Below are 25,672 nucleotides of genomic sequence, written 5' to 3' on the forward strand. Positions count from 1 at the left end.
TGCTCACGAACCCGGCGTGGGCCCTACGCGATGACTTCGTAGCAGGGCTTGTAGTCGCCGGCGATCTTCATGCGGCGCTGCTCGACGAACGCGCGCAGCAGCGCGTCGAGCGATTCCATCATGTCCTTGTCGCCGTGGATCTGGAACGGGCCATGCTGCTCGATCCGGCGCATGCCGTCTTCCTTGACGTTGCCGGCGACGATGCCGGAGAACGCGCGGCGCAGGTCGGCAGCCAGCTCGTGCGGCTTGCGGCCGTGGTGGAGATCGAGCGCGGCCATGGCCTCATGCGTGGGCTGGAACGGCTGCTGGAATTCGAGCGGCACGTCCAGCGACCAGTTGAAATAGAACGAGTCCTTCTGCTCCAGTCGATACTCGCGCACCTTGTGGATGCCAGCAGTCATTCGCTTGGCCACCTTCGTGGGCTCGCCAATGATGATTTCGTAGCGCCCGGTCGCCGCCTCGCCCAGGGTGAGACGGATGAACTTGTCGATCTGCTCGAAGTACGGCGCCGAAGCCACCGGGCCGGTGAGGATCAGCGGGAACGGCAACTGCGCGTTCTCCTCGCGCAACAGGATGCCGAGCAGATAGAGGATCTCCTCGGCGGTGCCGACGCCGCCGGGAAACACGACGATGCCGTGGCCGAGCCGAACGAAGGACTCGAGACGCTTCTCGATGTCCGGCATGATCACCAGCTGGTTGACGATCGGGTTGGGAGACTCGGCGGCGATGATGCCCGGCTCGGTGATGCCGATGTAGCGCGGGCGGCGCTGGCGCTGCTTGGCGTGGGCGATGTTGGCGCCCTTCATCGGGCCCTTCATCGCACCCGGGCCGCAGCCGGTGCAGATGTCCAGGCCACGCAGGCCGAGTTCGTAGCCTACGTCCTTGGTGTACTCGTACTCGTCGCGGCCGATGGAGTGGCCGCCCCAGCACACGACGAGGTTGGGGTCGGCCGGCTGCAGCACGCTGGCGTTGCGCAGCAGGCGGAACACGGCGTCGGTGACGCCCGCCGAGGTGCCGAGCTCGTCGGCGTATTCGGGCGCCAGCTCGATCGCGGTGTAGACCAGGTCGCGCACCACTGCGGCCAGCAGTTCAGCGACGCCGCGGATGATCTCGCCGTCGACGAAGGCGATGGCGGGCGCATTCTTCAGGTCGATGCGTACGCCACGGTCCTGCTGGCGCACTTCGATGTCGAAATCCGGATACAGCTCCTGCGCCGCGCGCGGATCGTCCGACGTGCTGCCGGTGGTCAACACGGCCAGGGTGCAGCGCCGCAGCAAGCCGTGCATGCCGCCGCGCGAGGCATCGCGCAGGCGCGCGACTTCCTCGCGGGACAGGATATCGAGGCCGCCGCGCGGATAGATGCGGGCGTTGACGGTGGGCAGGGCGATGGCCCGGGCGGATGCGTGATCGGAGTTGTTTTTATTCATGGGGAGACTTTAGCGCAGCAGCGGGGTTTGCAGGAGCCGGCAAGTCGGGCCACACCCCTGGAATACGGGGATGGCAGCAGAAAGAATGTCGCGGGCCCGGCCCCGACTTGCGAGGCTGCCCACGAACGAAAACGGCCGGGTTGCCCCGGCCGTTTCCGATATTGCATCGGGACTGCGATCAGAAGCGGTACTTGAAGCTCGCCATGACCGACCAGCGGGACACGCCGGTGTTGCCCTTGTCGTTGTTGTTTTCCTGAATCCCGGGCTTGTCGGTGCTGCCGGAGAAGTTGTAGACGTACTTGCCGGTGGTCGGGTCGATGCCCGCGTAGTTGGCAACGCGCGCGGTGGAGAAGAAGCCGTAGTCGTCGATCAGGCCCCACTCCTTGTTCAGCAGGTTGCCGATATTCATGATGTCCAGTGCCAGCTCGGCCTTGTGGCCCTTCATGAAGCCCGGGATCTCCTGGCTGATGCGCACGTCGAAGCTGTTGACCCACTTGGCGTTGAACTCGTTGGCCGGGGCGATCTGGCCCTGGTAGCGCTTCAACTCCGGGTGATCCTCGAGCCACGCGAAGAACGACTGCTCCATCGCCGCGCCGCCGGTGAACAGCACGTCGCCAGGACCATTGGGGACATAGAACAGGTCGTTGGTGCCTGCGCCGTCGCCGTTGACGTCGTTGTAGAAGATGTAGCTGTACGGACGGCCCGAACGACCTTCGTAGAACACGCCGATGCTGGTCTTGTTGTCGCCGAAGAAGTTGTGCTGCCAATTCAGGGTCGCGGTGAGGCGGTCCTGGATCGCGTAACGCGAGTTGTAGGAGATCTCTTCGTTCGAGGTGCCGATCAGCGTGTTGCCCCAGTTCGAGGTGTTCTGCGAGCTGGTGAGCGGGCTGACTTCCTTCGCGGACGTATGGGTATAGGCGGCCGACCACGCCCAGTTGTTGATCATCGGCTTGCTCAGGCTGACGGTCAGCTGGTTGGTCTTGCCCTTGCTGGTGTTGCGCAGCAGGATCACGTCGCCGATGCCGTTGGGGCGGTAGTTCTTCGGCTGCACGGCGCCACCGGCCGACATGCCGAACCTGCCTGCGTTCGCCGGGTCGAGGCCTTCCGGCGTCCAGAAGATCGGACGGCCGTCCTGGCCGATCGCGGTGGCGGCGTTGCCGTTGCCGTCGGACAGGTCGAGACGCTCGAAGTAGAACGCGTCGTTGACGTCCGTCAGCAGCAGTTCGGCCGACGCAACGATGCCGTACCACGGCAGTTCATGGTCGATGGCCAGGTTGGCCTTCCACACCGACGGCAGCTTGGTGCCGGGCTCGACGAGGTCGACGTTCGCTCGCGGGCAGCTGTCGAGGGTCGGCACCGGGGTGCATGCCGGGTTCGCGCCGGTCGGCGGAATGTACGGCGGATTGACGTTGGGGGTGAAGATACCTGCCAGCTCGGCCGGGTCGCGCACGGTGTACTCGACGTAGTTCAGGCCGGTGTTCTGGTAGGCGCCAGCCAGCCAGACGTTGGGAGCCGCGCCGCCGAACAGGCCGATGCCGCCGCGCAGCTGGGTCGGGCGATCGCTGTCGAAGGTGTAGTTGAAGCCGAAGCGCGGCTGCACGAGCTTGTCGTCGATCAGCTGCGTGTTGTCATAGCCGTAGGTCTGCTCGATCAGCGGGTTGTACAGCGTCTGGTCGCTGAAGTCGGGCATGTCGACGCGGACGCCGAACGTCAGGTTGAGGTTGTAGTTGACCGCCCAGGTGTCCTGCAGGAACAGGCCGGTGTTCTTCAGCGTGTACTCGGCGGGAATGTCGCTGTAGCTGCCGCCATCGGGACGCGGTGCGCGCACCTGGTATTCGGCCGGCGCGTTGTTCTCGAAATCCTCGATGCTGTCGAAGGTGTAGACGCCGTTGAGGTTGCGGCCGTAGTAATTGAGGATGTCCTGCTTGGAGTAGTCGACGCCACCCTTGATGGTGTGGTTGCCGACGTACCAGGTCGCGGCGCCGAAGAAGCTGTCTTCCTTGGTGCCGATGATGTTGACATGGGTGTTCTGCTCGGTGCCGAGATAGACCGAATCATTGTTCGGGCCGTAACCCTCGATCTCGATCTGCGGCAGGTTGGAGAACGGGCTGCGAACCGCGTCGTATTCCTTGTGCGCCACCTTGAACTCGGTGGAGAAGTTGTCGCTCCAGTCGCTGAACAGTTCGCCGACCACGGTTTCGTAGGTCTTCGGCAAGGCATACCACGACGAGCTCAGCGACACGCGGCCACTGCCGATCAGCGGGAAGCGCAGCACGCTCTGCTCGAACTTGTTGTAGCGCAACGCGGCGCGATGATTCTCGCTGATGTTCCAGTCGAGCTTGATCGCCTTTTCCTCGGTCTCCGTCTTGCTCGCTGCGGGCAACTGGAACGAACCTGCGTCGAAACCATAAAGGTTGGTCGCGGCATCCTGGATGCGGGCGATGTCGGCGTCGGTCACGGTGCCGTTGCCGTACGGCGTTCCGGTCAGGCTGGTGCCCGGCGCAGTGCGCTCGTACTTCTCGTAGTTGGCGAAGAAGAACAGCTTGTCCTTGATGATCGGGCCGCCGAGGGTGGCGCCGTAGGTCTGCTCGTCGTCGAAGCCGTTGAACTCGACGTCGCGCAGGTCCTTGCGCACCATGTCCTTGTCGCGGTAGCTGTAATACACGCTGCCGTGGAATTCGTTGGTGCCGGACTTGGTCACCGCGTCGATGACCGCGCCGGTGCCGCCGGTGATGGTGGTGTCGTAGTTGGCCAGGTCGATGTTGATCGCCTCGATGGCGTCCATCGACACCGGCTGGCGCTCGGTCGGCAGGTTGTTCGGCTCCAGGCCAAACGGGTCGCCGGCGCTGACGCCGTCGATGCGGATGGCGTTGTAGCGGGTGTTCTGGCCGCCGGCGGAGATCGCGCCGTCAGCCTTGCTGACCTGCGAGATGCGGGGATCGAGACGGATGTAATCCTGGATGTTGCGGTTGGCCGACGGCAGGGCCTCGATGGTCTGGCGGTCGACGTTGGTGCCGGTACCCATCTTGTTGGCGCTGAACACCTCGGAGCCGGCGACGCCGATCGCCTCGACGGTGCCCAGCGTGGTCACGTCGTTCTGCAACTCGGCATTGACCGTGTTGACCTGGTTCAACGCCAGGTAGACGTTCTCTTCGGTATCCGTGCCGGCACCGGCCTTGTTGATCGTGATGCTGTACGGACCGCCGACGCGCAGGCCGCGGGCGTTGTAGCGGCCGCTGGCATCGGTGGTGGCGCGGCTGACCGTGCCCGATTCGACGTGGGTGATCGTCACTTCCGCGCCCGCGACCGGCTGGCCATCGGCGCTGGTGACGAGACCGCCGACACCGGCGGATGTGCTCTGCGCGAATGCGGGCGCAGCAGCGAGTGCGACGATCAGCCCGAGCGACAGCTTGGAAAGTCGAAGACGGGATTGGTTCATGTCTGGTTGGCCTCGATACGATTGACGGTGTTGCGCACGCGTGCGCAAGTCCTTGGGAAGTGCAAAAACCGGGAGATCCCCACCCCACGCGAGCTCGTCGCCCGTCTTCGGGGTTAACAACAGATTAACACGATAGGGTGCACGGATGACAGCGGGATGACAGTTCCCGGCGCGCGCGTTCCGACCGTAATTTCGGCCAAAATCGCCTGATTCCGGCGTACTTCAGCAATCCGCGCTAAGTGCTTGTCGCCCCGTCCGGTTCAGGCCGTGGAAGCGATTCCAAGATAGGCACCGATGCCGTCGAGGAACATCTGCACCGAGATCGCCACCAGCAGCATGCCCATCAGCCGCTCGACCGCGGTCAGCGCGCGGGCGCCGAGCAGCTTGTACAGGATCGTGGCCGACATCAGGATCACCGCGGTCGCGACCCAGGCGATCATCAGCGCCAGGCTCCAGGTGCCGAGGCGGTCGGGCTCCTGGCTGCCCATCAGCATCACCGCGGCCATTCCGGACGGGCCGGCGATCATCGGGATCGCGATCGGCACGATGAATGGCTCGCCGCCCGGCAGCGCGCCCATCAGGCCTTCCGGCGGCGGGAAGATCATGCGGATGCCGATCAGGAACAGCACGATGCCGCCGGCGATCGACACCGATTCCTGGCGCAGGTGCATCAGTTCCAGGGCGTATTTGCCGAACCACAGGAATGCCAGCAGTACCACCAGCGCGATCAGCAACTCGCGGATCATGACGATGCGTTGACGCTTTGGTGTCAGCGGGCGCAGCAGGCTCAGCACCACCGGCACGTTGCCGAGCGGGTCGAGGATGAGGAACAGCAGCAGGGCGGCGGAGACGATGGTCATGGGCGTGGCCGCAACTTCAAATCGTCATTCCCGCGCAAGCGGGAACCCAGTGATTTTGCATCCTCGGGATCGACGCTCTCAAGCAAACCCAAAGTCGCTGAGTTCCCGTCTGCGCGGGAATGACGACGAGAGTTCGACATGGCATCGAGCGCCCAGATCCCGCTCACGCCAGCGGATTCCACACCTGCCCGCGGTGGGCGGCGCCCGCCGCCGACAGCAGCGTCACGCAGTCGTCCGCGTAGCGCGCGGGCTCGACGGCTTCGCGATCATCTTCCTCGACATAGGCCTGCGCGCGCAGGCCGGTGCGCATCGGGCCCGGCTGCAGCCCGCTCACGCGCACCGGCGAGTTGGCCAACTCCGCATGCAGCATGCCGACCAGTGCCACGCTGGCGTGCTGGGCCAGGCCATAGCCGCCCCAGTAGGCGCCACCGACACGCTGCGGATCGTCGACCACGAACACCACTGCGCTGTCCTGCGCCTTGCGCAGCAGCGGCAGGCAGGCCTGGGTGAGCCACGCGCGGGCGGTGAGGTTGACGTGGACGGCGCGCGCGAATGTCGCGGGGTCGCTGCGTTCGAGCGAAGTCAGACCCTTGAAGTCGGCCGCGCAGTGCAGCATGCCGTCCAGGCGCCCGAAGCTGTCGCTGATGCGGCTTGCAAGTTCGGCGTGGTCGTCGGGCGATGCGCCTTCGAGGTCGAACGGGTAGTTCACCGGTTCCGGCAGCGCTTCGCCGGACTTGGCGATGGCGTCGTAGACGCGATTCAACTTCGGCACCTTGCGGCCGAGCAGGACCACGGTCGCGCCCGCGCGCGCGCAGGCGATCGACGCCGCGCGCCCGAGCCCGCCATGCGCGCCGCTGACCAGGATTACCCGGTCGCGCAGGGCGCCGGGCTGCACGCCCGACTCCGTCGCCGCCACACTCACGCCTTCTGCACTTCCGCGATCATGCGTGCCAGTTCGCCGGATTCGTACAGTTCCATGGTGATGTCGCAGCCGCCGATCAGTTCACCGTGGATGAACAGCTGCGGGAAGGTCGGCCAGTTGGAGTAACGCGGCAGGTTGGCGCGGATCTCCGGCTCCTCCAGCACGTTGACGCTGTGCAGCTCGCCGACGCCGGCGGCCTTGAGCGCCTGCACGGTGCGGCTGGAAAAACCGCACATCGGGAACTGTGGCGTGCCCTTCATGAAAAGGACGATGGGATGGCCTTCGACTTCGGCCTTGATCCGCTCGAGAACGGGCATTGCACTCTCCTGCATGGCACGGCGCCGCGACGGACAATGCCGCGGCCGTGCGTGGGGTTTCGGAAGGCCGTATTGTAAGCCCACGCACGGCGCCGGCACCCGGGCCGCGCCTTCCCGACCGCCCCAGGACTCCATGGCCATCGAACTGCCCCCCCTGCCCTACGAGCACAGCGCGCTGGAACCGCATATTTCCGCGGAAACCGTCGACTTCCACCACGGCAAGCACCAGCGCGCCTACGTGGAGCGGCTCAACGCCCTGGTTGCCGGCACCGGGTTCGCCGAGGCCACGCTGGAGGAGATCGTCCGCAAGGCCCAGGGCGAGATGTTCAACAACGCCGCCCAGGCCTGGAACCACGCCTTCTACTGGCAATGCCTGCGGCCGTCGGCGGGCGGTGGCGGGGGCGCGCCGTCCGGGGCGCTGGCCGAGGCGGTCGACCGGGCGTTCGGCGGCTTCGAGGCGTTCCGCAAGCAGTTCGACGCACTGGCCCTGAGGACCTTCGGTTCGGGCTGGGTCTGGCTGGTGCAGCGCGCCGACGGTGGCCTTGCGCTGGCGGCGACCGCGAACGCGGCCACGCCGCTGACCGGCAGCGACACCCCGCTGCTCACCTGCGACGTGTGGGAGCACGCGTATTACATCGACTACCGCAACGCGCGGGCAAAGTACCTCGAGGCGTTCTGGAATGTCGTCAACTGGGACTTCGTGGCTGCGAACCTGAAATAGCGCGACGCGCCGCCCGCGCCGCCGGCCCGTGCGACTCCTCGCCGAATGCCGACGGCCCGCTATTCGTGCGCGGCCACCGCGTCCATGACCCGCGCCGAATACACCAAAGCGGCGCCGGCGTTGAGTGCGACTGCGACACCCAGCGCCTCGGCGATCTCGTCGCGGGTGGCACCGTTTCGCAACGCCGCGTCGACGTGCACGGTGATGCAGCCATCGCAGCGCGTGGTCACCGCCACCGCGAGCGCGATCAGCTCGCGCGTCTTGGCATCGAGATGCCCGGTGCGCTCGCCGGCGTTGCTGAGCGTCGCGTAACCCCGGACCGTGTCCGGCGACAGCTGATGCACCCCTTGAGTTCCTCGCGATACTGGTTCCAGTCGAGCATGATCGTCTCCGACGCAGTGGGAAATCGAGGGTATCGCTCAGGAAACCGCGCCCGCCAGTGCTTCGACGACCGGCGCCACCTGCGCCTCGCGGCCCAGCGCCTCGCCCACCCGCCGCAGCGCCTGCGCCAGCCCGGTGGGCGAATCGGCGCGCACGGTGGCATGGCCGACCTTGCGCCCGGGTCGCGGCGACTTGCCGTAGTCGTGCCAGTGCGCGCCGGCCACGCGCAGCACGGCGTCGGCATCGGGCAACTCGCCGATCCAGTTGAGCATGCAGGCGTGCCCGCGCATCGTCGTCGCGCCCAGCGGGCGACCGAGCACGGCGCGCAGGTGGTTCTGGAACTGCGAGGTCTCGGCGCCCTCGAAACTCCAGTGGCCGGAGTTGTGCACGCGCGGCGCGAGCTCGTTGGCCAGCAGCGCGCCGTCGCGGCAGAACAGCTCCAGCGCGAACACGCCGACGTAATCCAGTTCCTCGGCAAGCCGCCGGGCATGATCGAACGCGGTTGCGACCAGCGCATCGTCGGCGCGGGCCGGCGCAAGGCTGGCCGAGAGCACGCCGTCGACATGCCAGTTTTCGGTCAGCGGCCAGGTGCGGAACTCGCCGTCGCGGCCGCGCACGGCCACCACGCTGAGCTCGCGCTCGAACGGCACGAAGGCCTCGAGGATCAGCCCCACCGTCTGCGCCTGCGCGCCGAGCGCATCCCACGCCGCATCCGCCGCGGCCCTTGCATCCGTTTCCCCGCTTCCCGGCTTGATCCGGAACTGCCCCTTGCCGTCGTAGCCCAGCCGCCGGGTCTTGAGGATGCACGGCATGCCGATCTTCGCGATCGCCGCATCGAGGTCTTCGCGCGAGCCGACATCGGCGAACTCCGGCACCGGCACGCCGACCTCGCGGAACAGCGTCTTCTCCGCCAGCCGGTCCTGGATCACCGCCAGTGCGCGCGGATTCGGGAACACCGGCACGCGTTCGCTAAGCCACTGCGCGGACTCGGCCGGCACGTTCTCGAAATCGAACGTGGCCACGTCGATCTTCGAGGCGAACTCGGCCAATGCGCCCTGGTCGCGGTAGTCGCCGACCAGCAGCGGCGCGAACTGCCCGGCGCAGGCGTCGGGTTCGGTGTCCATGACCAGGAAGCGCAAGCCCAGCGGCGCGCCCGACAGGGCAAGCATGCGGGCGAGCTGGCCGCCGCCAAGTATTCCGACGGTGGTCATGTCAGCCCTGAATCGGGACGCGCGGGTCGTCATTGCCGGCAACCTCGTCGCTCTGGCGCTGGCGGAACGCGGCGAGCGCGTCCGCGACGTCGGCATGGTCGGCCGCGAGCATCGCGGCGGCGAACAGCGCCGCATTCGCAGCGCCGGCGTTGCCGATCGCGAACGTCGCCACCGGAATGCCCGCGGGCATCTGCACGATCGACAGCAACGAGTCCATGCCGTTGAGCGCCTTCGACTGCACCGGCACGCCCAGCACCGGCACCACGGTCTTCGCCGCCAGCATGCCCGGCAGGTGCGCGGCGCCGCCGGCACCGGCGATGATCGCGCGCAGGCCGCGCGACTGCGCCGTGGCGGCGTAGTCGAACAGCACGTCCGGCGTACGGTGCGCGGACACCACGCGGATCTCGTGCGGCACGCCGAGCGCTTCCAGCCTCGAAGCGGCGTGCTGCATCGTCTCCCAGTCGGAACGCGAACCCATCACGATGCCGACCAGCGCTTGCTTCGGATTGGCTGACATGGCCGCCCCCGGTGACAAAGACGTATTCTAGGGCCTGCCGGGCAAGTCCCGCGAATCCCATCCCCACGGTACCGCCATGGATCGCAAGCTGCTCGATCTCCTCGTCTGTCCCGCCAGCCGCCAGCCGCTGGCCCTGCTCGAAAAGGCCGGCCTTGATGCGTTGAACGGCGCCATCGCCGCAGGCACCGTCAAGCGCGGCGATGACACGCCGCAATCCGAACCGCTGCGCGAGGCACTGGTCACGCGCGACCGCAAGACCGTCTACCGCATCGACGACGGCATCCCGGTGCTGCTGGTCGAGGAAGGCCTGGCCACCGCGCAGGTCCCGGGCTTCCCGCAGGCATGAACGCGGTGGACCGGGCCCCGCCGCAGGACGTGGTCGAATCCGACGTCGCGCGCGCGCTGGCCGAGGACATCGGCAGCGGCGACGTGACCGCGATGCTGCTGCCCGACCACGACGACATCGCCTACCTGCTGTGCAAGGAGCCGGCGGTGGTCTGCGGGCGCCCCTGGTTCGACGCCTGCCACCGCGCGCTGGACCCCGGCGTGGACATCGACTGGCGGGTGGCCGAAGGCGACCGCGTCGAAGCGGGCACCGTGCTGGCCACCCTGGCCGGAAGCGCACGCGCGCTGGTCAGCGCCGAACGCACGGCGCTGAATTTCATGCAGACGCTCAGCGGCACCGCCACCATCACCGCGGCGCATGTCGACGCGGTGCGCGGCGCCCGCGCGCCCGCACCCGATCCGCAGATCCTCGATACCCGCAAGACCATTCCCGGCATGCGCGTGGCGCAGAAGTACGCGGTGCGCATCGGGGGCGGCGTCAACCACCGCATGGGTCTGTTCGACGCGGTGATGCTGAAGGAAAACCACGTCCGCGCCGCCGGCTCGCTCACCGCGGCGATCCGCGCCGCGCGCACGCAGCAGCCGGCGCTGCCGCTGATCGTGGAGGTCGAAACGCTGGCCCAACTCCAAGAGGCGCTGGCCGAGGGCTGCGAGCGGATCCTGATCGACGACTTCGACGCGGAAACCCGGCGCGAGGCAGTGCGCATCGCCGCTGGCAGGATCCCGCTGGAAGTCTCCGGCGGCGTCGACCTGCCCGGCCTGCGCGCGATCGCCGAGGACGGCGTCGATTGCATCTCGATCGGTGCGCTGACCAAGCACGTGCACGCGATCGACCTGTCGATGAAGCTGGGACCGCCGCCGGACGACTCGAAGGCAAGACTTAAGGAATAGGGCAGCCTACGCCTGCGGCGCCTCCACCGTGGGCACAAGGCCCTGCTCCCGCCTGCGGGAGAAGGGCTGGATCGGTCGCAAGCGCGATTGCCTGGCCGGCCTCGACCTACCCGGACGCATTGCGAACCTAGCGCCGGCCCGCCACCATTGGTGCCATGCCCAGTCTCGTGATCCTGATGATCGTCGGCGCCATCGCCGCGGCCCTGTGGAGTTCGGCGCGCGCGGCCGCGGAGCGCGCCGAAGTCGTCGGCCGCAATGCCTGCCGCGCCGCCAACGTGCAGTTGCTCGACCAGACCGTGCACGCGACCGGCGTGCGCCTGCATCGCGGCGCGGACGGGCGGCTGGGCTTCGAGCGCGCCTTCCGCTTCGAATACTCGGAGGGCGGCGACGACCGCAACGTCGGCCGGCTGGTGCTGCGCGGCGACGAACTGGTCTACTTCAGCGGGCCGGCGCAGGCAGCGAGCGTGGTGCAATTGCATTGATGCGCGACCGCCTCCTGTCTCGCCTGCAGGAAGCTGTCGGCACATGCTTCGTGGCTTCGGGCGATCCGGCTGGAGGAATTTGATCGACCCCAGCGCTTCCGTGACTGCACGGCAGTCGGGACGGCTACTTGACCACGCGCAGGTGCCCGCCGCGGCGAGGCGGCGTGGGATCGTCGTCCGGCCCTTCATCCGGTGAAGAAGCATCCGCCCCCGCTTCCGCGTCGGTACCCGCGGGCTCGCCGCTGGCGCCGATGTCGTCCGGCAGCGCCATGCCCTGCCCGGTTTCGCGGGCGTAGATCGCCAGCACCGCCGCGATCGGCACGACCACCGGCTGGCTGACCCCGCCGAAGCGCGCCGTGAACCGGATGCTGTCGTTGTCCATCTCCAGCTTGGCCACCGCGCGGTCGGCGATGTTGAGCACCACGCGACCGTCCTTGACCGTGTGCGGCGGCACGCGGACGCCGCCGTGCGTGGCATCGACCAGCACGTGCGGGGTCATGCCGTTGTCGGCGATCCATTCGTAAAGCGCCCGCAGCAGATACGGGCGATGGCTGGTCATGGCATGCGGCGCGTCGCTCATCGCTGCAGTTTAAAGCAAGCCATGCGAAGGAATGGCCGTGCGTGCGCGCAACGAATGCAGGCCAGCCCGCGGCGCCGGCCGGAAACGCTGAACCGCCACACGCCGGCCGGCACCAGGCCTAGACCGGCATTTCGCGCAGGTTCTTTTCCTGCGTGGTCAGGCTGCGCACGAAGCCGGGATTGCGGAAGATGCGGTTGCCGTAGTCCTCGATCGCCTTGCCGTCCTTCGGCAGCGACACCTCGAGCGCATCGAGGCGCCACACGATCGGCGCCATGGCGCAATCGGCCAGGCTCATCTCGGGGTTGAGGAAGAACTTGCTGGCCTTGAACAGTGGCACCGAGGCGGTCAGCAGTTCCTTGAGCCGCTTGCGGGCGGCATCGGCCTGCTGCTTGGTGCCGAACTGGATCGCCTGCACCTGCGGCACCCAGTCGTGTTCGATGCGCAGCATCGCCAGACGCAGCCGGGCCCTGGACAGCGGGTCGACCGGCATCAGCGGCGGGTGCGGATAGCGCTCGTCGAGGTATTCGCTGACCACGCTGGCCGCGTACAGCACCAGGTCGCGCTCGACCAGCGTCGGCACCGAGTGGTACGGGTTGAGGTCGATCAGGTCCTCGGGCGGATTCTGCGGGTCGACCGCGATCAGGTCGTATGTCACGCCCTTGGCCGCCAACACCAGGCGGACGCGATGGCACAGGACGTCGTCGACGGAGGAAAACAGGGTCAGTGCATTTCGCATACGCGGACTCGCAGCCATCATGGGCTTCTCCAACGACCGGAATCCGCCGGTCGCATCGACGCCGCCCGCGCATCGCGGACGGTCGCCCGGTTCCCCCGAGCCATTCCTCCTGCGCAGGCATGGCCGGCGCGAAACCGGGCCACGCCGGGGATCGCACGTGCGTGCGGTCCCGCGGTCGCCTGCGTGGAATTACTTCACGTCGCGCCAGTATTCCTTCTTCAGGAGGAAGGCGAGGAACGTGAAGAACGCCAGGAACAGGATCACCCAGACGCCAAGGCTCTGGCGCTTGAGCGCGGCCGGTTCACCGGCGTACTCCAGGAAAGTGGTGATATCACGGACGGTCTGGTCGAACTCGACCTTGTTCTGGGTGCCCGGTTGCGCGATCTCGAGGCGCTCCACGGGCGCTTCGCCCGTGCCCGGGTCCTTCTTGCCGTAGACCGGACGCTGCAGCCCCTGCATTTCCCACAACGGATTGGGCATCGAGGCGTTGGCGAACAGCGTGTTGTTCCAGCCCAGCGGGCGCGACTCGTCCTGATAGAAGGACGTGAGGTAGGTGAAGATCCAGTCGCTGGTGCGGACGCGCGAGATCACGCTCAGGTCCGGCGGCATCTTGCCGAACCACTGCGTGCCGTGCTCCGCGGTCATGGCGACCTGGATCTGCTCGCCGAACTTGGCGCCGGTGAAGTTGAGGTTGTCCATCACCTCTTCCTCGCTCAGGCCAAGGTCCTCGGCCATGCGCGAGTAGCGCAGGTACTTGAGCGAATGGCAGCCGGAGCAGTAGTTCATGTACAGCTTGGCGCCGCGTTGCAGCGAGGCGATGTCGCCGATATCGGTGCCCGATTGCCGCAGGTTGCCGCCGCCGGCGGCAACCGCCGACAGCGAAAGAAGCAGTCCGCCGGCAAACAGGGCCGCACGCGTGGCCAGGCCAGGCATCTTGAAGATCTTAGTCATGCATCGTCACCCGTTCCGGCACCGGCTTGGTCTTGTCGAACTTGGTCCACAGCGGCATCGTGATGAAGAACACGAAGTAGAGGAAGGTCAGCACGCGGCCGATGATGGTCTCCACCGGGTCGGTGCCCGGGCCGGCGCCGATCTTGCCCAGCCACAGGAAGCACACCGTGAACATCGCCAGCATCGCCCACGACAGCTTGCCACGGTAGCGGTACGACTTGACCGGGCTCTTGTCCAGCCATGGCACCAGGAACAGCACCACGATCGCGCCGAACATCACCAGCACGCCCCACAGCTTGATCGCGAAGAACGACGGCACCACGCGCAACATCGCGTAGTACGGGGTGAAGTACCACACCGGCTTGATGTGCTCCGGCGTCACCAGGCGGTTGGCCTCGGTGAAGTTGTCGTGCTCGAGGAACCAGCCGCCGAAAGTCGGGGCGAAGAAGATGATGAAGGCGGCCAGCATCAGGAAGAAGCCGACGCCGACCAGGTCCTTGACCGTGTAGTACGGGTGGAACGGGATGCCGTCGGCCGGCTTGTTCGCATCCCAGCGGTTGCCCTTCGGGCCATGCTTGATGTCGACGCCGTCGGGGTTGTTGGAACCCACTTCATGCAGCGCGCCCAGGTGCAGCACTACCAGCAGCAGCAATACCAGCGGCAGCGCGATCACGTGCAGAGCGAAGAAGCGGTTGAGGGTGGCGTCGGCGGGCAGGTAGTCGCCCATGATCCACTCGGTCAGGCCGTTGCCGATCACCGGGATCGCGCCGAACAGCGAGATGATCACCTTGGCGCCCCAGAACGACATCTGGCCCCACGGCAGCACGTAGCCCATGAAGGCCTCGGCCATCAGCACCAGGTAGATCAGCATGCCCAGGATCCACACCAGTTCGCGCGGCTTCTGGTACGAGCCGTACATCAGGCCGCGGAACATGTGCAGGTAGACGACGATGAAGAACAGCGAGGCGCCGGTGCTGTGCATGTAGCGGATCAGCCAGCCCCACTCCACGTCGCGCATGATGTACTCGACCGACGAGAACGCTTCGGCCGCGGACGGCTTGAAGTGCATCGTCAGGAAGATGCCGGTCAGGATCTGGTTGACCAGCACCAGCAGGGCCAGCGAGCCCATGTAGTACCAGAAGTTGAAGTTCTTCGGCGCGTAGTACTCGGTCATGTGCTTGCGGTAGACCGGCATCATGCCGGGCGCGCGCTGGTTGACCCAGTCCCACAGGTTGTTGGCGGTTCGCGAGATCACGTTCGACATGGCTTACGCAGCTCCCTTGCCGTTCGTCGGATCGACACCGATGACGAGGGTGGCGTCGTTCTCGTAGTGGTGCGGCGGCACCAGCAGGTTGATCGGTGCGGGCACGCCCTGGAAGACGCGGCCGGCCATGTCGAAGCGCGACTTGTGGCAGGGGCAGAAGTAGCCACCCTTCCACTCCGGGTCGAACGGCTCGGGCTTGATCTCGGCGACCATCTCCGGCGCGCAGCCCAGGTGGGTGCACAGGCCGACCAGCACGGAAATCTCCGGCTTGATCGAGCGCAGTTCGTTTCGGGCGTAATCGGGCTGCTGGTCGGTGGTCGACTCGGGGTCGGCCAGCCGCGGGTCGAGCGTCGGCAGGATGTCGAGCATCTGCTTGGTGCGCTTGACGATCCAGATCGGCTGGCCGCGCCATTCGTCGACCAGGCGTTGCCCTTCGGCAAGCGCGCTGATGTCGACGGTCACCGGCGCGCCGGCCAGCTTGGCGCGGGCGCTGGGGTTCCACGACTTGATGAAGGGCACCGCGGCGAATCCCGCGCCGACCGCACCGACCACGGCCGTGGTGGCGGTCAGGAAGCGGCGGCGGCCGAGATCGACCGTTCCTCCGCCTTCGACAGGATCAAGCACTCGTTCATTGGCCATCCGGCACTCCGCAAATCTTTCGGTCGCTAGTCATTGGCTGCCACGACCGTCCCGAGGGGATCGGCCGCAAAAGACGACAAAGTGTAACGGAACGCTGAATCGCCCGACAATGCTCAAAAGCGGGAGATTCCATCGGCGGGCCGCCGGGCCCCTGCCAAAACCCCGGAAAATCGCCGCGCCAGAGTTAGTTTGCGGCCGCCAGCGAGCTGCGGTAACGCGCAGCCAGGACGCCCACGCGCTGCACGTAGCGCTGGGTTTCGCTGTAGGGCGGCACGCCCTTGTACTTGTCGACGGCCCCTTCGCCGGCGTTGTAGCCGGCCGCGGCCAGGGTCAGGTCGCCGTTGAAGCGCTTCAGCAGCCAGGCCAGGTATTGCACCCCGCCCTGGATGTTCTGGCCCGCGTCGAACGGGTTGCCGACCCCGAAACGGCGCGCGGTGGCCGGCATCAGCTGCATCAGGCCCTGGGCACCGACGCGCGACAGCGCATTGGGGTTGAAGGCCGATTCGGCGTGGATGATCGCGCGCACCACGGCCTCGTCCACGCCGTACTGCTTCGCCGCCCTGCTGATTTCCGAAGAATAGGCGGAAGTGTTGAGGCGCAGCGTGCCGAAGTTCACGCCCGGGGCGCTGGCACAAGCGAAACAGGTTTCGAGGAAGCTGTAGCGGATCGTGCGCAGCGCAGTGGCGCCGGCCACGCCCTTGGGCGGCTTGCTGGCGTAGTGGCGCACGCCGTCCTTGATGTAGGAATAGACCTGCCCCTGCACCAGCCGCGTCGGCTTGCGCGCGGGCGCGACAGAGGCCACCACGGGTGTCGCCGGCGTCGCCGAACCAGAATCAGGGCTGGAGCCGGAGCCGGAGCCGGAATCAGAACCAGACCCCATGAAAGTGGCCGGCGCATTGGCATTCACGCTGGCCGTCGCGGCGGATGGCGTCGACCGGCGCTGCGGTGCCGCGCTGGAGTGGGCGATCGCGACGCACTTGGCGCCCGCGACCCGCTTGCTGACGTAGCTGCGGGCGCCGTCGGGGCTGTCGCAGCGATAGAGCGTGCCAGCCACGGCCGGGGCGGCCAGCAGCAGGCAGGCTATCGTCAGTAGTCCCCTCACCCCCTTCATCGCGCGGAGTGTCACCTGTACGTTCCTTCTTGCCAAGTCCTTGATTGGCAAACGCGGGCCGGTGCCGTGGCAGGACGTGACCGATTACACTAATTGGCCCTGAAGCCAGCCATCCGGCGCGGATTAACCACCGCCCTCCGGACCCGCCATGACCGAACACCAGCTCCCGGCCGACGCCCTCCCTGTCCCGACTTCCACCAGCCCCGTCCGCGGCAAGCCCGCGGCAGGTTTGCCGGCCGGGAAGCTCTACATCCAGACCCACGGCTGCCAGATGAACGAGTACGACTCGGCGCGCATGGCCGACGTGCTGGCCGCCGCCGACGGCCTGGAACTCACCGACGACGTGACCGAGGCCGACGTGGTCCTGGTCAACACCTGCTCGATCCGCGAAAAGGCGCAGGAGAAGGTGTTCAGCCAGCTCGGCCGCTGGAAGTCGCTCAAGGCCGACGGCAAGCCGGTGATCATCGGCGTCGGCGGCTGCGTGGCGTCGCAGGAGGGCGCAGCGATCGTCAAGCGCGCACCCTACGTGGACCTGGTGTTCGGCCCGCAGACCCTGCACCGCCTGCCGGAACTGATTCGCGCCCGCCGCGAGACCGGCACACCGCAGGTCGACATCAGCTTCCCGGAGATCGAGAAGTTCGACCGCCTGCCCGAACCGCGCGCCGAAGGCCCCAGCGCCTTCGTCTCGATCATGGAAGGCTGCTCGAAGTACTGCTCGTTCTGCGTGGTGCCCTACACCCGCGGCGAGGAGGTGAGCCGGCCGTTCGAGGACGTACTGGTGGAAGTCGCGCAGCTCGCCGCGCAGGGCGTGCGCGAGGTCAACCTGCTGGGCCAGAACGTCAACGCGTATCGCGGACCGATGGCTTCGGCCGAAGGTGGCGCGGCGGACGAGTTCGCCGACCTCGGCCTGCTGATCCGCACCATCGCCGAAATCGACGGCATCGACCGCATCCGCTTCACCACCTCGCACCCGCTGGAGTTCTCGGATTCGCTGATCGAGGCCTACCGCGATGTGCCCCAGCTGGCCAACTACCTGCACCTGCCGGTGCAGTCGGGCTCCGACCGCATCCTGGCGGCGATGAAGCGCGGCTACACCGCGCTGGAGTTCAAGCAGAAGATCCGCAGGCTGCGCGCGGTGCGGCCGGACATCTCGATCTCGTCCGACTTCATCGTCGGCTTCCCCGGCGAGACCGATGCCGACTTCGAGAAGACCATGAAGCTGATCGAGGACGTCGGCTTCGACCAGTCGTTCTCCTTCATCTACTCGCGCCGCCCCGGCACGCCGGCCGCGGATCTCGAGGACCACGTGTCCAGCGAGGAAAAGCACGCGCGGCTGTCGCGGCTGCAGGCGCACATCAACGCCCACTCGGCCGGCATCTCGCAGGCGATGGTCGGCAGCGTGCAGTCGGTGCTGGTCGAAGGGCCGTCGAGAAAGGACGCCAGCGAGTTGACCGGCAAGACCGAGAACATGCGCTCGGTGAACTTCGCCGGCCATCCGCGCCTGGTCGGCCAGTTCGTCGACGTGGTGATCACCGAGGCGCGCACCAACTCGCTGCGGGGGCGCGTCGTGCTTGCCAGCGACGAAGTGGCGGCTTGAGCCGCGCGCTGGATAGCCGGCTTTCGAGGCGGAAGACACGATGAGCAGGCGATTGCCCGACGAAGCCGACCAGCCGGCGGCCCCTGCGCCGCCCTCCTTGCTGCGTCGCTGCGCACTGGGCATCTGGCTGTGCGGGATCGCGTTGCTGGGCGTGGTCGAGTTCCGCCGCTACGCGCTGGCAGGCGAAGACCTGTCGATGACACCCGTCGCGTGGATGTGGCTGGTCGGGTCGACCGTTACCGGCGTGGTCGGCGTCGTCTTGTTGCTGCGCGAACTGCGTCGCAATCGGCAGCCATAGCCCGGCTTCCGGCAGACGGCCGGCTCAATCCAGCCGCTTGCGGAAGCGCAGGATCGCCGCGGCCATCATCACCGTGGTGAACGCGAGCAGCGCTGCCACTTCGGGCCACAGCTCCATCAGTCCGGCACCGCGCAGCATCACGCCGCGGATCAGGCGCAGGAAATGGGTGAGCGGCAACACCTCGGCCAGCCACTGCACCACGCGCGGCATGCCGGCGAACGGGAACATGAAGCCCGATAGCAGGATCGACGGCAGGAACACGAAGAAGGTCATCTGCATCGCCTGGAACTGCGATTGCGCGCGGGTGCTGATCAGCAGGCCGAGGGTCAGGTTGGCGACGATCAGCAGCGACGCGGCCACATAGACATCCAGCACGCTGCCGCGCACCGGCACGTCGAACAGCCACATCCCCAGCGCAAGCACCACCGTGGTCTGCAACAGCCCGATCGCGATGTAGGGCAGCACCTTGCCGATCATCAGTTCCGAGCGGCTGAGCGGCGTGGCGATCAGCAGTTCCATGTTGCCACGCTCGCGCTCGCGCACGATCGCAACCGCGGTGAACAGCACCATCGTCATGGTCAGGATCACGCCGATCAGGCCGGGCACGATGTTGACCGCCGAGCGACGCTCCGGGTTGTAGAAACTGACCACGCTGACCTGGCCGATGCCGCCGCGTTCACTCTTCGCGTTGCTGGTCGGCCGGGTGTCGAGCGGCAACTGCGCGAGCTGGATCGCCGCGCTCTGCACCACCGTGTCGCTGCCGTCCACCAGCACCTGCACCGCTTCGCGGCCATCGAAGCGGCGGCGCTCGAAGTCCGGCGGGATCACCACGCCAACGCTGATCTCGCCGCGTCGCAGCGCCTCCATCAACTGCTGCGGCGACGTCGCGCTCAAGGTTGGGGTGATGACGCCCGTGGCCACCATGTCCATGACCAGTGCGCGCGAGGCGGCGGTGTTGGCCTGGTCGGAAATGCCGGTGTCCAGGCCGCGCAGATTGAGGTTGATCGCGTAGCCGAACAGCACCAGCTGCATCACCGGGATGCCGAGGATCATCGCCAGGGTGACGCGGTCGCGGCGCAGCTGGCGCAGTTCCTTGACCACGATCGCGAGCATGCGGCGCAGGTTCATGGCGCTGGCCGCCCATACAGGACGCCGCCGCGCGCATGGCTGCGCGACATCGGCGCCACGAGCATCCCTGCGTGCGGGCGGCAGGAACGGTTCACGCGGCTGCCTCCTTCCTCTCCCGATCTTCGTCCGACTTGCCTCCAGTGGCGGAGACGAACACGTCCTCGAGGTTCGGTTCCGAGGCCGACACGCCGGCCTGCAGGCCCGCCTTCCCGAGCACGTCGCGGATCCGCGCCGCCGCATCGCCGTTGCGATCGGTCAGCACCCGCAGGCTGTTGCCGATCTGCGCGACGCTGAGCACGCCGGGCACGTCGACCAGCGCCTTCTGCGCCCGCCGCGGCTCGCCGGCGTCGACCAGCACCGTGCGCCCTTCGAGCGCGGCGGTCAGTTCGCCCGGCGTGCCGTCGGCTACCAGCGCGCCGTGGTCGAGGATCGCGATGCGGTGGCAGCGTTCGGCCTCGTCCATGTAGTGCGTGGACACGAGCAGCGTGGTGCCGGCGTCGGCAAGGTCGAAGAGCTTTTCCCAGAAGTCGCGGCGCGATTCGGGATCGACCGCGCTGGTGGGTTCGTCGAGGAACAGCAGTTCGGGTTCCTGGATCACCGCACCGGCCAGCGCGAGGCGCTGTTTCTGGCCGCCGCTCAGGGTACCCGCCAGCTGTTTTTCGCGACCACCGAAATGGTACTGCTCGACCAGCGTGTCGATGCGCGCGCGCGCCTTCGCCTTCGGCACGTCCTGCACGGCGGCGAGGAACTCGAGGTTCTCGCGCACCGTCAGGTCGTCGAACAGCGAAAACTTCTGGGTCATGTAGCCGATGCGGCTGCGCAGCTGTTCCGATTGCTCGGGGATGCGCAGGCCCAGCACCTCGATCTCGCCCTCGGTCGGCGTCAACAGGCCGCAGAGCATGCGGATGGTGGTGGACTTGCCGGAGCCGTTCGGGCCGAGGAAACCGTACACGCAGGCCTTCGGCACCGACAGGTCGACATGGTCCACCGCGAGCAGGTCGCCGAAGCGCTTGCTCAGGCCACGGGCGCGTATGGCGAGGTCGGCGGCGGCTCGCGGGACGGCATTCATGGGATGAGGTGGTCGCGCTCCGCTGCAACCCTTTCCGCGACTCTTTCCGCGGTCATTCCCGCAAAAGCGGGGTTTTCAACAGACGAACGTCTGGTCACCCAGTGACTTCGGCGAAAGGCTCCGGATACGTTCGTTGCCTGACAACGAAAAGTCACTGGGTTCCCGCTTTTGCGGGAATGACGACGCTTGTTGTCTCGGGCAACCGGCAGGCGGGCGCTCATTGCCCGTCTCCAGCCTCGAATTCCACCCTCACGGGCAAACCCGCCGGCAGCGTGCCGGCCGCCGCGTCCAGCTGGATCTCGGCCAGGTAGCTCAGTCGCGCGGCGTCCTCGCCGGTCAGCGCGTAGTACGGGGTGAAACTGGGCTCGCTGCGGATCATGCGCACCGCGCCCGCCAGCGCCGCTTCACGGCCATCGACGAACACCTGCGCGCGCTGGCCGACGGCAACGCCGGCGCGGATCGGTTCGGGCACGTACACCCGCGCATACGGCGCGTCGCCGACCAGCATCACCACCAGCGGCGCGCCGACCGGCGCCTGGTCACCGAGCTTGTAGGGAATGCTGTCGATGCGGCCGGCGCGCGGCGCCACCAGGTCCAGCTTCTGCAGGGTGGCCTGTTCGGCTTCGGCCTGGGCCTGCGCGGCCTGCAATGCCGCCTCGCCCTGGGCGACCTGCTCCCGGCGGGTACCGTGCTCGAGTTCGTCCAGCGCGGCCTGCGCGGCACGCACCTGCGCTTGCGCATTGCCGGCTGCCGCTCGCGCGCGATCGACCTCGGCCGCGGCGACAAGCTGGCGCTTTCCCAGCGGCTGCAGGCGTGCGTAGTACGCGCTGGCGTCGCGGGCCTGCGCCTGCGCAGCGTTGAGGTTGGCGCGCGCCTGGGCGATGTCCTCGCTGCGCGGGCCGGCCTGCAGCTCGGCCAGCACCTCGCGCTGCCGCTGCACTTCGGCCAATGCCGCCTGGGCCTGCGCACCGGTGCGGGTGCGCTCCAGCGTCAACAGCTTCGTACCGACCTCGACCTGCTGCCCTTCGCGCACGTCGATCGAAACGATGCGTTCGGCCACCGGTGCCGGCAGGGTGACGCGGTCGAATTCCAGCGTGCCCAGCGCCTGCGGCGCGTCGTCGCGGCAGCCCGGCAGCAGCGCAAGCCACAGCATCAGCATCAGCGGGACGAATCGGTTGCGCATGGCCGTCATGGGAACCTCGGGGCGTCAGAGCATGCAGGTGTCGCCGCAGTTGCCGGCGACATCACGTTCGATCGCGCGGCGCACTGCGGGGATCACCATCAGCGGCAGCAACGGCCAGTACGCCGGGACCTGCCGCGCCAGGAGGGCGATGCCGTCGGCACCCGCGTGCAGGCAGCCGTCGCGCAGGTCGCGCACCGCCACCTCGCCCATCCGCATCGGCCGCTCGAACGGCGACTGCGCGGAGTCCTCGACCCGGCCCAGCCAGTCCAGGCGCTGGTGCATGCGCGCGTAGCGCGCGCAGCGGCGGCAGCCGGGATTGCGGTGGACGCGCACGGTCTTCATTTTCCTGGGCCTTTCAGTTCGAGGCCACGATCCAGCAGCGCGATGGCATGTCGGCGCACGTCGTCGAGGCCGAGGTCATCGGCTTCGAACAGCGCGCGCCAGATCGGCGCGCCGGCCGCGGGCAGCAGGGTCAGGCCGACCAGCGAGGTCATGAGCAGGCGCGGGTCGAGGTCGGCGTTGAGTTCGCCGCGCGCCTGCGCCGCGGCGAAACGGCCCGCGATCGTGCGCGCAAGCTCAGGCGCGATCCGCGTCAGCAGCAGGTCGCGCAACGCCCCGCCCTCGCACAGCACTTCGCGTACCCAGAGCTGCGGCCACCAGGGATGGGCCTTCATCGCCTCGGTCAGGCCGCAGACGAAGGCGGCCACGGTGTCGGCGATGTCGTCGCCGGCCGCGGCCACGCGATCGCGCACGACGCCGAACGCCGGCAGCATCCGGTCTTCCACCAGCGCCTCGACCAGCTGCGCCTTGTCGCCGTAGTAGTAGTGCAGCAGCGCCGGGGTGACATGCGCCTGGGTGGCGATTTCCCGCAGCGATGCCGCGGCGATGCCCTTGGTGGTGAAGCAGACGATGGCGGCATCCAGCAGCGCCTCGCGGACGTCGCCATGCCCCTGCTTGCGCACCGGCCGCCCCGGTGCGCGCCTCGCGGCGGGTTGCGCGGCACGAGCGGGCTTGGCGGGCGGTACAGGCGGAGCGCCCGCCGCACCGGTGCCCTTGCGTGGCGACCTGGGCCTGCTTGCGGAAGCGGGGACCGCTTCCGGCTTCGCTGCTCGTTTCGCGGGGGCGACGGGCGCCCTGGATTTCGTTCCAACTGGCATGGCGCCAGAATTTAATTTCTTGATTAATTAATTGCAAGTGGCCTGGATGCTGCCCCGCCTCGTGGCCACGCCCGCCTGCGGGGCGCTACCCTTGCCCTCCCCCGTCGACTGCCGCTTTCCGCGCGCCCGCATGCCCAACCCCCACCAGCGCGACTTCACCCTCGAACCCGACAACGCCGAACGCCTGGCCAACCTGGCTGGCCCGTTCGACGGCCACCTGCGCCAGATCGAACTGCGGCTCGGGGTGGAGATCGCCAATCGCGGCAACGTCTTCCGCGTCACCGGGCCGGAAGAGGCACCGGTCGCGCAGGCCGAACGCCTGCTGCGCACGCTGTACGCCGAGGCCGCGGAGGAGACGTTCGATGGCCAGTCGATCAATCTGCGCATGAACGCAGCCGGCGTGGACGCCGGCATCGATGCACGCATCGACGACGACGGCTATGTTCCGCAGGACGTCGCGATCCGCGTGCGCCGCGGCACCATCCGCGGGCGCGGGCCGAACCAGCAGAAATACCTGCACGCGATCGCCACCCACGACATCAACTTCGGCGTCGGCCCCGCCGGCACCGGCAAGACCTTCCTCGCCGTGGCCAGCGCGGTCGAGGCCCTGAACGAATCGCGGGTGCAGCGGCTCGTGCTGGTGCGCCCGGCGGTGGAGGCCGGCGAGAAGCTCGGCTTCCTGCCCGGCGACCTGTCGCAGAAGGTCGACCCGTACCTGCGGCCCCTGTACGACGCGCTGTACGAGATGCTGGGCGTGGAGAAGGTGCTCAAGCTGCTGGAGAAGAACGTCATCGAGATCGCGCCGCTGGCCTACATGCGCGGGCGCACGCTCAACGACGCCTACGTGATCCTGGACGAGGCGCAGAACACCACGATCGAGCAGATGAAGATGTTCCTGACCCGACTGGGGTTCGGCAGCACCGCGGTGGTGACCGGCGACCTGACCCAGATCGACCTGCCCAAGCACGTGAAGTCCGGGTTGCGCGACGCGGTCGAGGTGCTGCACGAAGTGGAGGGCGTGAGCTTTACCTTCTTCGAGGCCCGCGACGTGGTCCGGCACCCGCTGGTGGCGCGCATCGTCGGCGCCTACGAGCGCCGCGACGCACAGGATGCGTCGACCGGACCGGCGTAGACTGCGCGCATGACCCGTGGCCCGGTCCGCCTCGATGTTTCCGTCGGTTACGCCCTGCCCCGCGCCGGCCTGCCGGCGGCGGTGAGTTTCCGCAAGTGGGTGGCCGCGGCGCTGGCCGGGCGCATCCGCGAAGCCGATCTGGCCGTCCGTCTGGTGGATGCACGCGAAGGCCGCGCCCTCAACCGCCACTACCGCGGCAAGGACTACGCCACCAACGTGCTCAGCTTCCCGGCCGACATGGCCGAGGGCGTCAAGCTGCCCAAGGGCGTGAAGATGCCGCTGCTCGGCGACCTGGTGCTGTGCGCGCCGGTGATCGCCCGCGAAGCGCGCGAGCAGAAGAAGCCGCTGGCCGCGCACTACGCGCATCTCACCGTGCACGGCGCCCTGCACCTGCTGGGCTGGAACCACGAGGACGCGCGCGAGGCCGACTGCATGGAGGCCCTGGAGCGCGAAATCCTCGCCGGCCTCGGCATCGCGGATCCATACCGGGACGATCTGGACGCCTGAAGCGGGCGGTCGCGGCAATTGACATGTGACCCGATCAAGCGCGTAATTACGTTCGTAATAACACCCGGAGCCAGCCATGACCTCCCTCAAGCTCACCCGCATCGGCAATTCCGTCGGCGTCGTCCTGCCCAAGGACGTGCTCGCCCGGCTGCGGCTGGGCGAAGGCGATGCGGTGTACCTGACCGAATCGCCCGACGGGTATCGGCTGACGCCCTATGACGCCGAGTTCGAGCGGCAGATGGAAGCCGCGCGCCGGGTCATGAAACGTCGCCGCGCTGCCCTGCGCGAACTGGCCAGGTGAGGTAACGCCAAGTGGGCCAATGGACCTGGCTCGGCGAAGCCGTCGTGCTCGCCATGCACGAAGACCAGTTGAGCGAGCACGGCGGGGGCGTCGGCATCCGCGATAGGGCCTTGCTGCAGACCGCGCTCGCCAAACCGATGCAGGCTGCCAGCTATGGCGACCCTTCTCCGGATCTCGCGGCGTTGGCTGCGGCATACGCATATGGCATCGCCCACCTGCATCCGTTCATCGATGGCAACAAGCGCACTTCTCTGGTCGCCGCAGAAACCTTCATCGACCTGCATGGATTCCGGCTGGACGCGACGGACATCGAGTGCGTGCCGGTCTGGCTTGCCCTCGCCGCCGGCGAACTCGACGAAGCCGCGCTCGCAGCCTGGTTGCGCGCGCGCCTGCAGCCGGCTGACTGATCGGCGCCAGCCGCCCGGCTCGCCGGCTCGGCCCGCTCCGTTTCACCAGCCCGCCGCCGGGCCGCGCTAGACTCCCCCCGTGGCCCATCCGGGCGCTGA

28 protein-coding genes and 1 pseudogene are annotated in these 25,672 nt (G+C 67.7%); 10 read left to right on the forward strand and 19 right to left on the reverse strand.

Annotated features, from left to right (window positions below; genetic code table 11):
- Positions 1-23 precede the first annotated feature (23 nt).
- The 5 genes from ppnN to grxD all read right to left on the reverse strand — a co-directional run bounded on the left by ppnN (position 24) and on the right by grxD (position 6,965).
- Positions 24-1,427 (reverse strand): nucleotide 5'-monophosphate nucleosidase PpnN, encoded by a 1,404-nt coding sequence (ppnN, locus tag ACTJIL_RS08715; RefSeq protein ID WP_440755130.1) that lies wholly within the window; start codon positions 1,425-1,427, stop codon positions 24-26.
- 178 nt (positions 1,428-1,605) lie between these two features.
- Positions 1,606-4,866 (reverse strand): TonB-dependent receptor, encoded by a 3,261-nt coding sequence (locus ACTJIL_RS08720; protein ID WP_440755131.1) that lies wholly within the window; start codon positions 4,864-4,866, stop codon positions 1,606-1,608.
- 260 nt (positions 4,867-5,126) lie between these two features.
- Positions 5,127-5,726, reverse strand: coding sequence for a YhgN family NAAT transporter (locus ACTJIL_RS08725; RefSeq protein ID WP_440755132.1), 600 nt, complete (start codon positions 5,724-5,726; stop codon positions 5,127-5,129).
- Between the two features lie 163 nt (positions 5,727-5,889).
- Positions 5,890-6,642, reverse strand: a complete 753-nt coding sequence (locus ACTJIL_RS08730) for an SDR family NAD(P)-dependent oxidoreductase (protein ID WP_440755883.1) — start codon at positions 6,640-6,642, stop codon at positions 5,890-5,892.
- Between the two features lie 2 nt (positions 6,643-6,644).
- Positions 6,645-6,965 (reverse strand): Grx4 family monothiol glutaredoxin, encoded by a 321-nt coding sequence (grxD, locus tag ACTJIL_RS08735; protein WP_440755133.1) that lies wholly within the window; start codon positions 6,963-6,965, stop codon positions 6,645-6,647.
- Positions 6,966-7,098: 133 nt separating this feature from the next.
- On the opposite strand from grxD, the gene ACTJIL_RS08740 reads away from it, so the two are divergent.
- Positions 7,099-7,686 (forward strand): superoxide dismutase, encoded by a 588-nt coding sequence (locus tag ACTJIL_RS08740; protein ID WP_440755134.1) that lies wholly within the window; start codon positions 7,099-7,101, stop codon positions 7,684-7,686.
- 59 nt (positions 7,687-7,745) lie between these two features.
- On the opposite strand, the pseudogene ACTJIL_RS08745 reads toward ACTJIL_RS08740, so the two are convergent.
- The 3 genes and pseudogenes from ACTJIL_RS08745 to purE all read right to left on the reverse strand — a co-directional run bounded on the left by ACTJIL_RS08745 (position 7,746) and on the right by purE (position 9,795).
- Positions 7,746-8,068: pseudogene (locus ACTJIL_RS08745) on the reverse strand (carboxymuconolactone decarboxylase family protein).
- A gap of 37 nt (positions 8,069-8,105) precedes the next feature.
- A complete protein-coding gene (locus ACTJIL_RS08750) occupies positions 8,106-9,278 on the reverse strand; it encodes a 5-(carboxyamino)imidazole ribonucleotide synthase (RefSeq protein WP_440755135.1) in 1,173 nt (390 codons plus the stop codon).
- 1 nt (position 9,279) lies between these two features.
- Complete coding sequence (purE, locus tag ACTJIL_RS08755; RefSeq protein ID WP_440755136.1) at positions 9,280-9,795, reverse strand: 5-(carboxyamino)imidazole ribonucleotide mutase; 516 nt, start codon at positions 9,793-9,795, stop codon at positions 9,280-9,282.
- 76 nt (positions 9,796-9,871) lie between these two features.
- Between purE and ACTJIL_RS08760 the strand changes: the two genes are divergently transcribed.
- The 3 genes from ACTJIL_RS08760 to ACTJIL_RS08770 all read left to right on the forward strand — a co-directional run bounded on the left by ACTJIL_RS08760 (position 9,872) and on the right by ACTJIL_RS08770 (position 11,513).
- The gene (locus tag ACTJIL_RS08760) at positions 9,872-10,141 is read left to right on the forward strand and encodes a Trm112 family protein (protein WP_440755137.1); all 270 of its coding nucleotides are present in this window, start codon (positions 9,872-9,874) and stop codon (positions 10,139-10,141) included.
- Positions 10,138-11,031, forward strand: coding sequence for a carboxylating nicotinate-nucleotide diphosphorylase (nadC, locus tag ACTJIL_RS08765; protein WP_440755138.1), 894 nt, complete (start codon positions 10,138-10,140; stop codon positions 11,029-11,031). Before ACTJIL_RS08760 ends, nadC begins: the two co-directional genes overlap by 4 nt.
- 155 nt (positions 11,032-11,186) lie before the next feature.
- Positions 11,187-11,513 (forward strand): DUF3301 domain-containing protein, encoded by a 327-nt coding sequence (locus ACTJIL_RS08770; protein WP_440755139.1) that lies wholly within the window; start codon positions 11,187-11,189, stop codon positions 11,511-11,513.
- Between the two features lie 124 nt (positions 11,514-11,637).
- Here the strand turns inward: ACTJIL_RS08770 and ACTJIL_RS08775 are convergent, their stop codons facing one another.
- From ACTJIL_RS08775 to ACTJIL_RS08800, 6 genes are all read right to left on the reverse strand, one after another.
- A complete protein-coding gene (locus ACTJIL_RS08775; RefSeq protein ID WP_440755140.1) occupies positions 11,638-12,093 on the reverse strand; it encodes a ClpXP protease specificity-enhancing factor in 456 nt (151 codons plus the stop codon).
- Between the two features lie 118 nt (positions 12,094-12,211).
- Complete coding sequence (locus tag ACTJIL_RS08780) at positions 12,212-12,847, reverse strand: glutathione S-transferase N-terminal domain-containing protein (RefSeq protein ID WP_440755884.1); 636 nt, start codon at positions 12,845-12,847, stop codon at positions 12,212-12,214.
- Positions 12,848-13,018: 171 nt separating this feature from the next.
- Complete coding sequence (locus ACTJIL_RS08785) at positions 13,019-13,762, reverse strand: cytochrome c1 (protein WP_440755885.1); 744 nt, start codon at positions 13,760-13,762, stop codon at positions 13,019-13,021.
- A gap of 10 nt (positions 13,763-13,772) precedes the next feature.
- Positions 13,773-15,044 carry a cytochrome b gene (locus ACTJIL_RS08790; RefSeq protein WP_440755141.1) on the reverse strand — a complete coding sequence of 424 codons (1,272 nt, stop codon included), beginning with the start codon at positions 15,042-15,044 and terminating at the stop codon, positions 13,773-13,775.
- A gap of 3 nt (positions 15,045-15,047) precedes the next feature.
- Positions 15,048-15,683 carry a ubiquinol-cytochrome c reductase iron-sulfur subunit gene (gene petA / locus ACTJIL_RS08795; RefSeq protein WP_440755142.1) on the reverse strand — a complete coding sequence of 212 codons (636 nt, stop codon included), beginning with the start codon at positions 15,681-15,683 and terminating at the stop codon, positions 15,048-15,050.
- Positions 15,684-15,867: 184 nt separating this feature from the next.
- Positions 15,868-16,794, reverse strand: a complete 927-nt coding sequence (locus ACTJIL_RS08800) for a lytic transglycosylase domain-containing protein (protein ID WP_440755886.1) — start codon at positions 16,792-16,794, stop codon at positions 15,868-15,870.
- Between the two features lie 271 nt (positions 16,795-17,065).
- On the opposite strand from ACTJIL_RS08800, the gene miaB reads away from it, so the two are divergent.
- Positions 17,066-18,391 (forward strand): tRNA (N6-isopentenyl adenosine(37)-C2)-methylthiotransferase MiaB, encoded by a 1,326-nt coding sequence (miaB, locus tag ACTJIL_RS08805; RefSeq protein WP_440755887.1) that lies wholly within the window; start codon positions 17,066-17,068, stop codon positions 18,389-18,391.
- A gap of 40 nt (positions 18,392-18,431) precedes the next feature.
- Positions 18,432-18,689 carry a hypothetical protein gene (locus ACTJIL_RS08810; RefSeq protein ID WP_440755143.1) on the forward strand — a complete coding sequence of 86 codons (258 nt, stop codon included), beginning with the start codon at positions 18,432-18,434 and terminating at the stop codon, positions 18,687-18,689.
- Between the two features lie 24 nt (positions 18,690-18,713).
- Here the strand turns inward: ACTJIL_RS08810 and ACTJIL_RS08815 are convergent, their stop codons facing one another.
- The 5 genes from ACTJIL_RS08815 to ACTJIL_RS08835 all read right to left on the reverse strand — a co-directional run bounded on the left by ACTJIL_RS08815 (position 18,714) and on the right by ACTJIL_RS08835 (position 23,031).
- Complete coding sequence (locus ACTJIL_RS08815) at positions 18,714-19,817, reverse strand: ABC transporter permease (protein ID WP_440755144.1); 1,104 nt, start codon at positions 19,815-19,817, stop codon at positions 18,714-18,716.
- 91 nt (positions 19,818-19,908) lie between these two features.
- Positions 19,909-20,850, reverse strand: a complete 942-nt coding sequence (locus tag ACTJIL_RS08820; protein ID WP_440755888.1) for an ATP-binding cassette domain-containing protein — start codon at positions 20,848-20,850, stop codon at positions 19,909-19,911.
- A 253-nt stretch (positions 20,851-21,103) separates the two neighbouring features.
- Positions 21,104-22,069: an HlyD family secretion protein gene (locus ACTJIL_RS08825; protein ID WP_440755145.1), complete on the reverse strand. Its 966-nt coding sequence runs from the start codon at positions 22,067-22,069 to the stop codon at positions 21,104-21,106.
- Between the two features lie 24 nt (positions 22,070-22,093).
- On the reverse strand, positions 22,094-22,411 hold the full coding sequence (locus ACTJIL_RS08830; protein WP_440755146.1) for a hypothetical protein: 318 nt from the start codon (positions 22,409-22,411) through the stop codon (positions 22,094-22,096).
- Positions 22,408-23,031: a TetR/AcrR family transcriptional regulator gene (locus tag ACTJIL_RS08835; protein ID WP_440755147.1), complete on the reverse strand. Its 624-nt coding sequence runs from the start codon at positions 23,029-23,031 to the stop codon at positions 22,408-22,410. Before ACTJIL_RS08835 ends, ACTJIL_RS08830 begins: the two co-directional genes overlap by 4 nt.
- A 325-nt stretch (positions 23,032-23,356) precedes the next feature.
- Here ACTJIL_RS08835 and ACTJIL_RS08840 point away from each other — a divergent pair, with 325 nt between their 5' ends.
- From ACTJIL_RS08840 to ACTJIL_RS08855, 4 genes are all read left to right on the forward strand, one after another.
- Complete coding sequence (locus ACTJIL_RS08840; RefSeq protein WP_440755148.1) at positions 23,357-24,358, forward strand: PhoH family protein; 1,002 nt, start codon at positions 23,357-23,359, stop codon at positions 24,356-24,358.
- Positions 24,359-24,367: 9 nt separating this feature from the next.
- On the forward strand, positions 24,368-24,865 hold the full coding sequence (gene ybeY / locus ACTJIL_RS08845; RefSeq protein WP_440755149.1) for an rRNA maturation RNase YbeY: 498 nt from the start codon (positions 24,368-24,370) through the stop codon (positions 24,863-24,865).
- A 76-nt stretch (positions 24,866-24,941) separates the two neighbouring features.
- On the forward strand, positions 24,942-25,166 hold the full coding sequence (locus ACTJIL_RS08850; protein WP_440755150.1) for an AbrB/MazE/SpoVT family DNA-binding domain-containing protein: 225 nt from the start codon (positions 24,942-24,944) through the stop codon (positions 25,164-25,166).
- A gap of 11 nt (positions 25,167-25,177) precedes the next feature.
- Entirely contained in the window at positions 25,178-25,573 is a 396-nt protein-coding gene (locus ACTJIL_RS08855) for a type II toxin-antitoxin system death-on-curing family toxin (protein WP_440755151.1), read from the forward strand.
- The last annotated feature ends 99 nt before the right edge of the window (positions 25,574-25,672 follow it).

The organism is Luteimonas sp. 22616, assembly GCF_052044325.1.
Lineage (GTDB): Bacteria > Pseudomonadota > Gammaproteobacteria > Xanthomonadales > Xanthomonadaceae > Luteimonas.

Coding starts and splice junctions, on each gene's coding strand:
- ppnN (WP_440755130.1), bottom strand. CDS start 1,427: ATGAATAAAAACAACTCCGATCACGCATCCGCCCGGGCCATCGCCCTG.
- ACTJIL_RS08720 (WP_440755131.1), bottom strand. CDS start 4,866: ATGAACCAATCCCGTCTTCGACTTTCCAAGCTGTCGCTCGGGCTGATC.
- ACTJIL_RS08725 (WP_440755132.1), bottom strand. CDS start 5,726: ATGACCATCGTCTCCGCCGCCCTGCTGCTGTTCCTCATCCTCGACCCG.
- grxD (WP_440755133.1), bottom strand. CDS start 6,965: ATGCCCGTTCTCGAGCGGATCAAGGCCGAAGTCGAAGGCCATCCCATC.
- ACTJIL_RS08740 (WP_440755134.1), top strand. CDS start 7,099: ATGGCCATCGAACTGCCCCCCCTGCCCTACGAGCACAGCGCGCTGGAA.
- ACTJIL_RS08750 (WP_440755135.1), bottom strand. CDS start 9,278: ATGACCACCGTCGGAATACTTGGCGGCGGCCAGCTCGCCCGCATGCTT.
- purE (WP_440755136.1), bottom strand. CDS start 9,795: ATGTCAGCCAATCCGAAGCAAGCGCTGGTCGGCATCGTGATGGGTTCG.
- ACTJIL_RS08760 (WP_440755137.1), top strand. CDS start 9,872: ATGGATCGCAAGCTGCTCGATCTCCTCGTCTGTCCCGCCAGCCGCCAG.
- nadC (WP_440755138.1), top strand. CDS start 10,138: ATGAACGCGGTGGACCGGGCCCCGCCGCAGGACGTGGTCGAATCCGAC.
- ACTJIL_RS08770 (WP_440755139.1), top strand. CDS start 11,187: ATGCCCAGTCTCGTGATCCTGATGATCGTCGGCGCCATCGCCGCGGCC.
- ACTJIL_RS08775 (WP_440755140.1), bottom strand. CDS start 12,093: ATGAGCGACGCGCCGCATGCCATGACCAGCCATCGCCCGTATCTGCTG.
- ACTJIL_RS08780 (WP_440755884.1), bottom strand. CDS start 12,847: ATGGCTGCGAGTCCGCGTATGCGAAATGCACTGACCCTGTTTTCCTCC.
- ACTJIL_RS08785 (WP_440755885.1), bottom strand. CDS start 13,762: ATGCCTGGCCTGGCCACGCGTGCGGCCCTGTTTGCCGGCGGACTGCTT.
- ACTJIL_RS08790 (WP_440755141.1), bottom strand. CDS start 15,044: ATGTCGAACGTGATCTCGCGAACCGCCAACAACCTGTGGGACTGGGTC.
- petA (WP_440755142.1), bottom strand. CDS start 15,683: ATGGCCAATGAACGAGTGCTTGATCCTGTCGAAGGCGGAGGAACGGTC.
- ACTJIL_RS08800 (WP_440755886.1), bottom strand. CDS start 16,794: ATGAAGGGGGTGAGGGGACTACTGACGATAGCCTGCCTGCTGCTGGCC.
- miaB (WP_440755887.1), top strand. CDS start 17,066: ATGAACGAGTACGACTCGGCGCGCATGGCCGACGTGCTGGCCGCCGCC.
- ACTJIL_RS08810 (WP_440755143.1), top strand. CDS start 18,432: ATGAGCAGGCGATTGCCCGACGAAGCCGACCAGCCGGCGGCCCCTGCG.
- ACTJIL_RS08815 (WP_440755144.1), bottom strand. CDS start 19,817: ATGAACCTGCGCCGCATGCTCGCGATCGTGGTCAAGGAACTGCGCCAG.
- ACTJIL_RS08825 (WP_440755145.1), bottom strand. CDS start 22,069: ATGCGCAACCGATTCGTCCCGCTGATGCTGATGCTGTGGCTTGCGCTG.
- ACTJIL_RS08830 (WP_440755146.1), bottom strand. CDS start 22,411: ATGAAGACCGTGCGCGTCCACCGCAATCCCGGCTGCCGCCGCTGCGCG.
- ACTJIL_RS08840 (WP_440755148.1), top strand. CDS start 23,357: ATGCCCAACCCCCACCAGCGCGACTTCACCCTCGAACCCGACAACGCC.
- ybeY (WP_440755149.1), top strand. CDS start 24,368: ATGACCCGTGGCCCGGTCCGCCTCGATGTTTCCGTCGGTTACGCCCTG.
- ACTJIL_RS08850 (WP_440755150.1), top strand. CDS start 24,942: ATGACCTCCCTCAAGCTCACCCGCATCGGCAATTCCGTCGGCGTCGTC.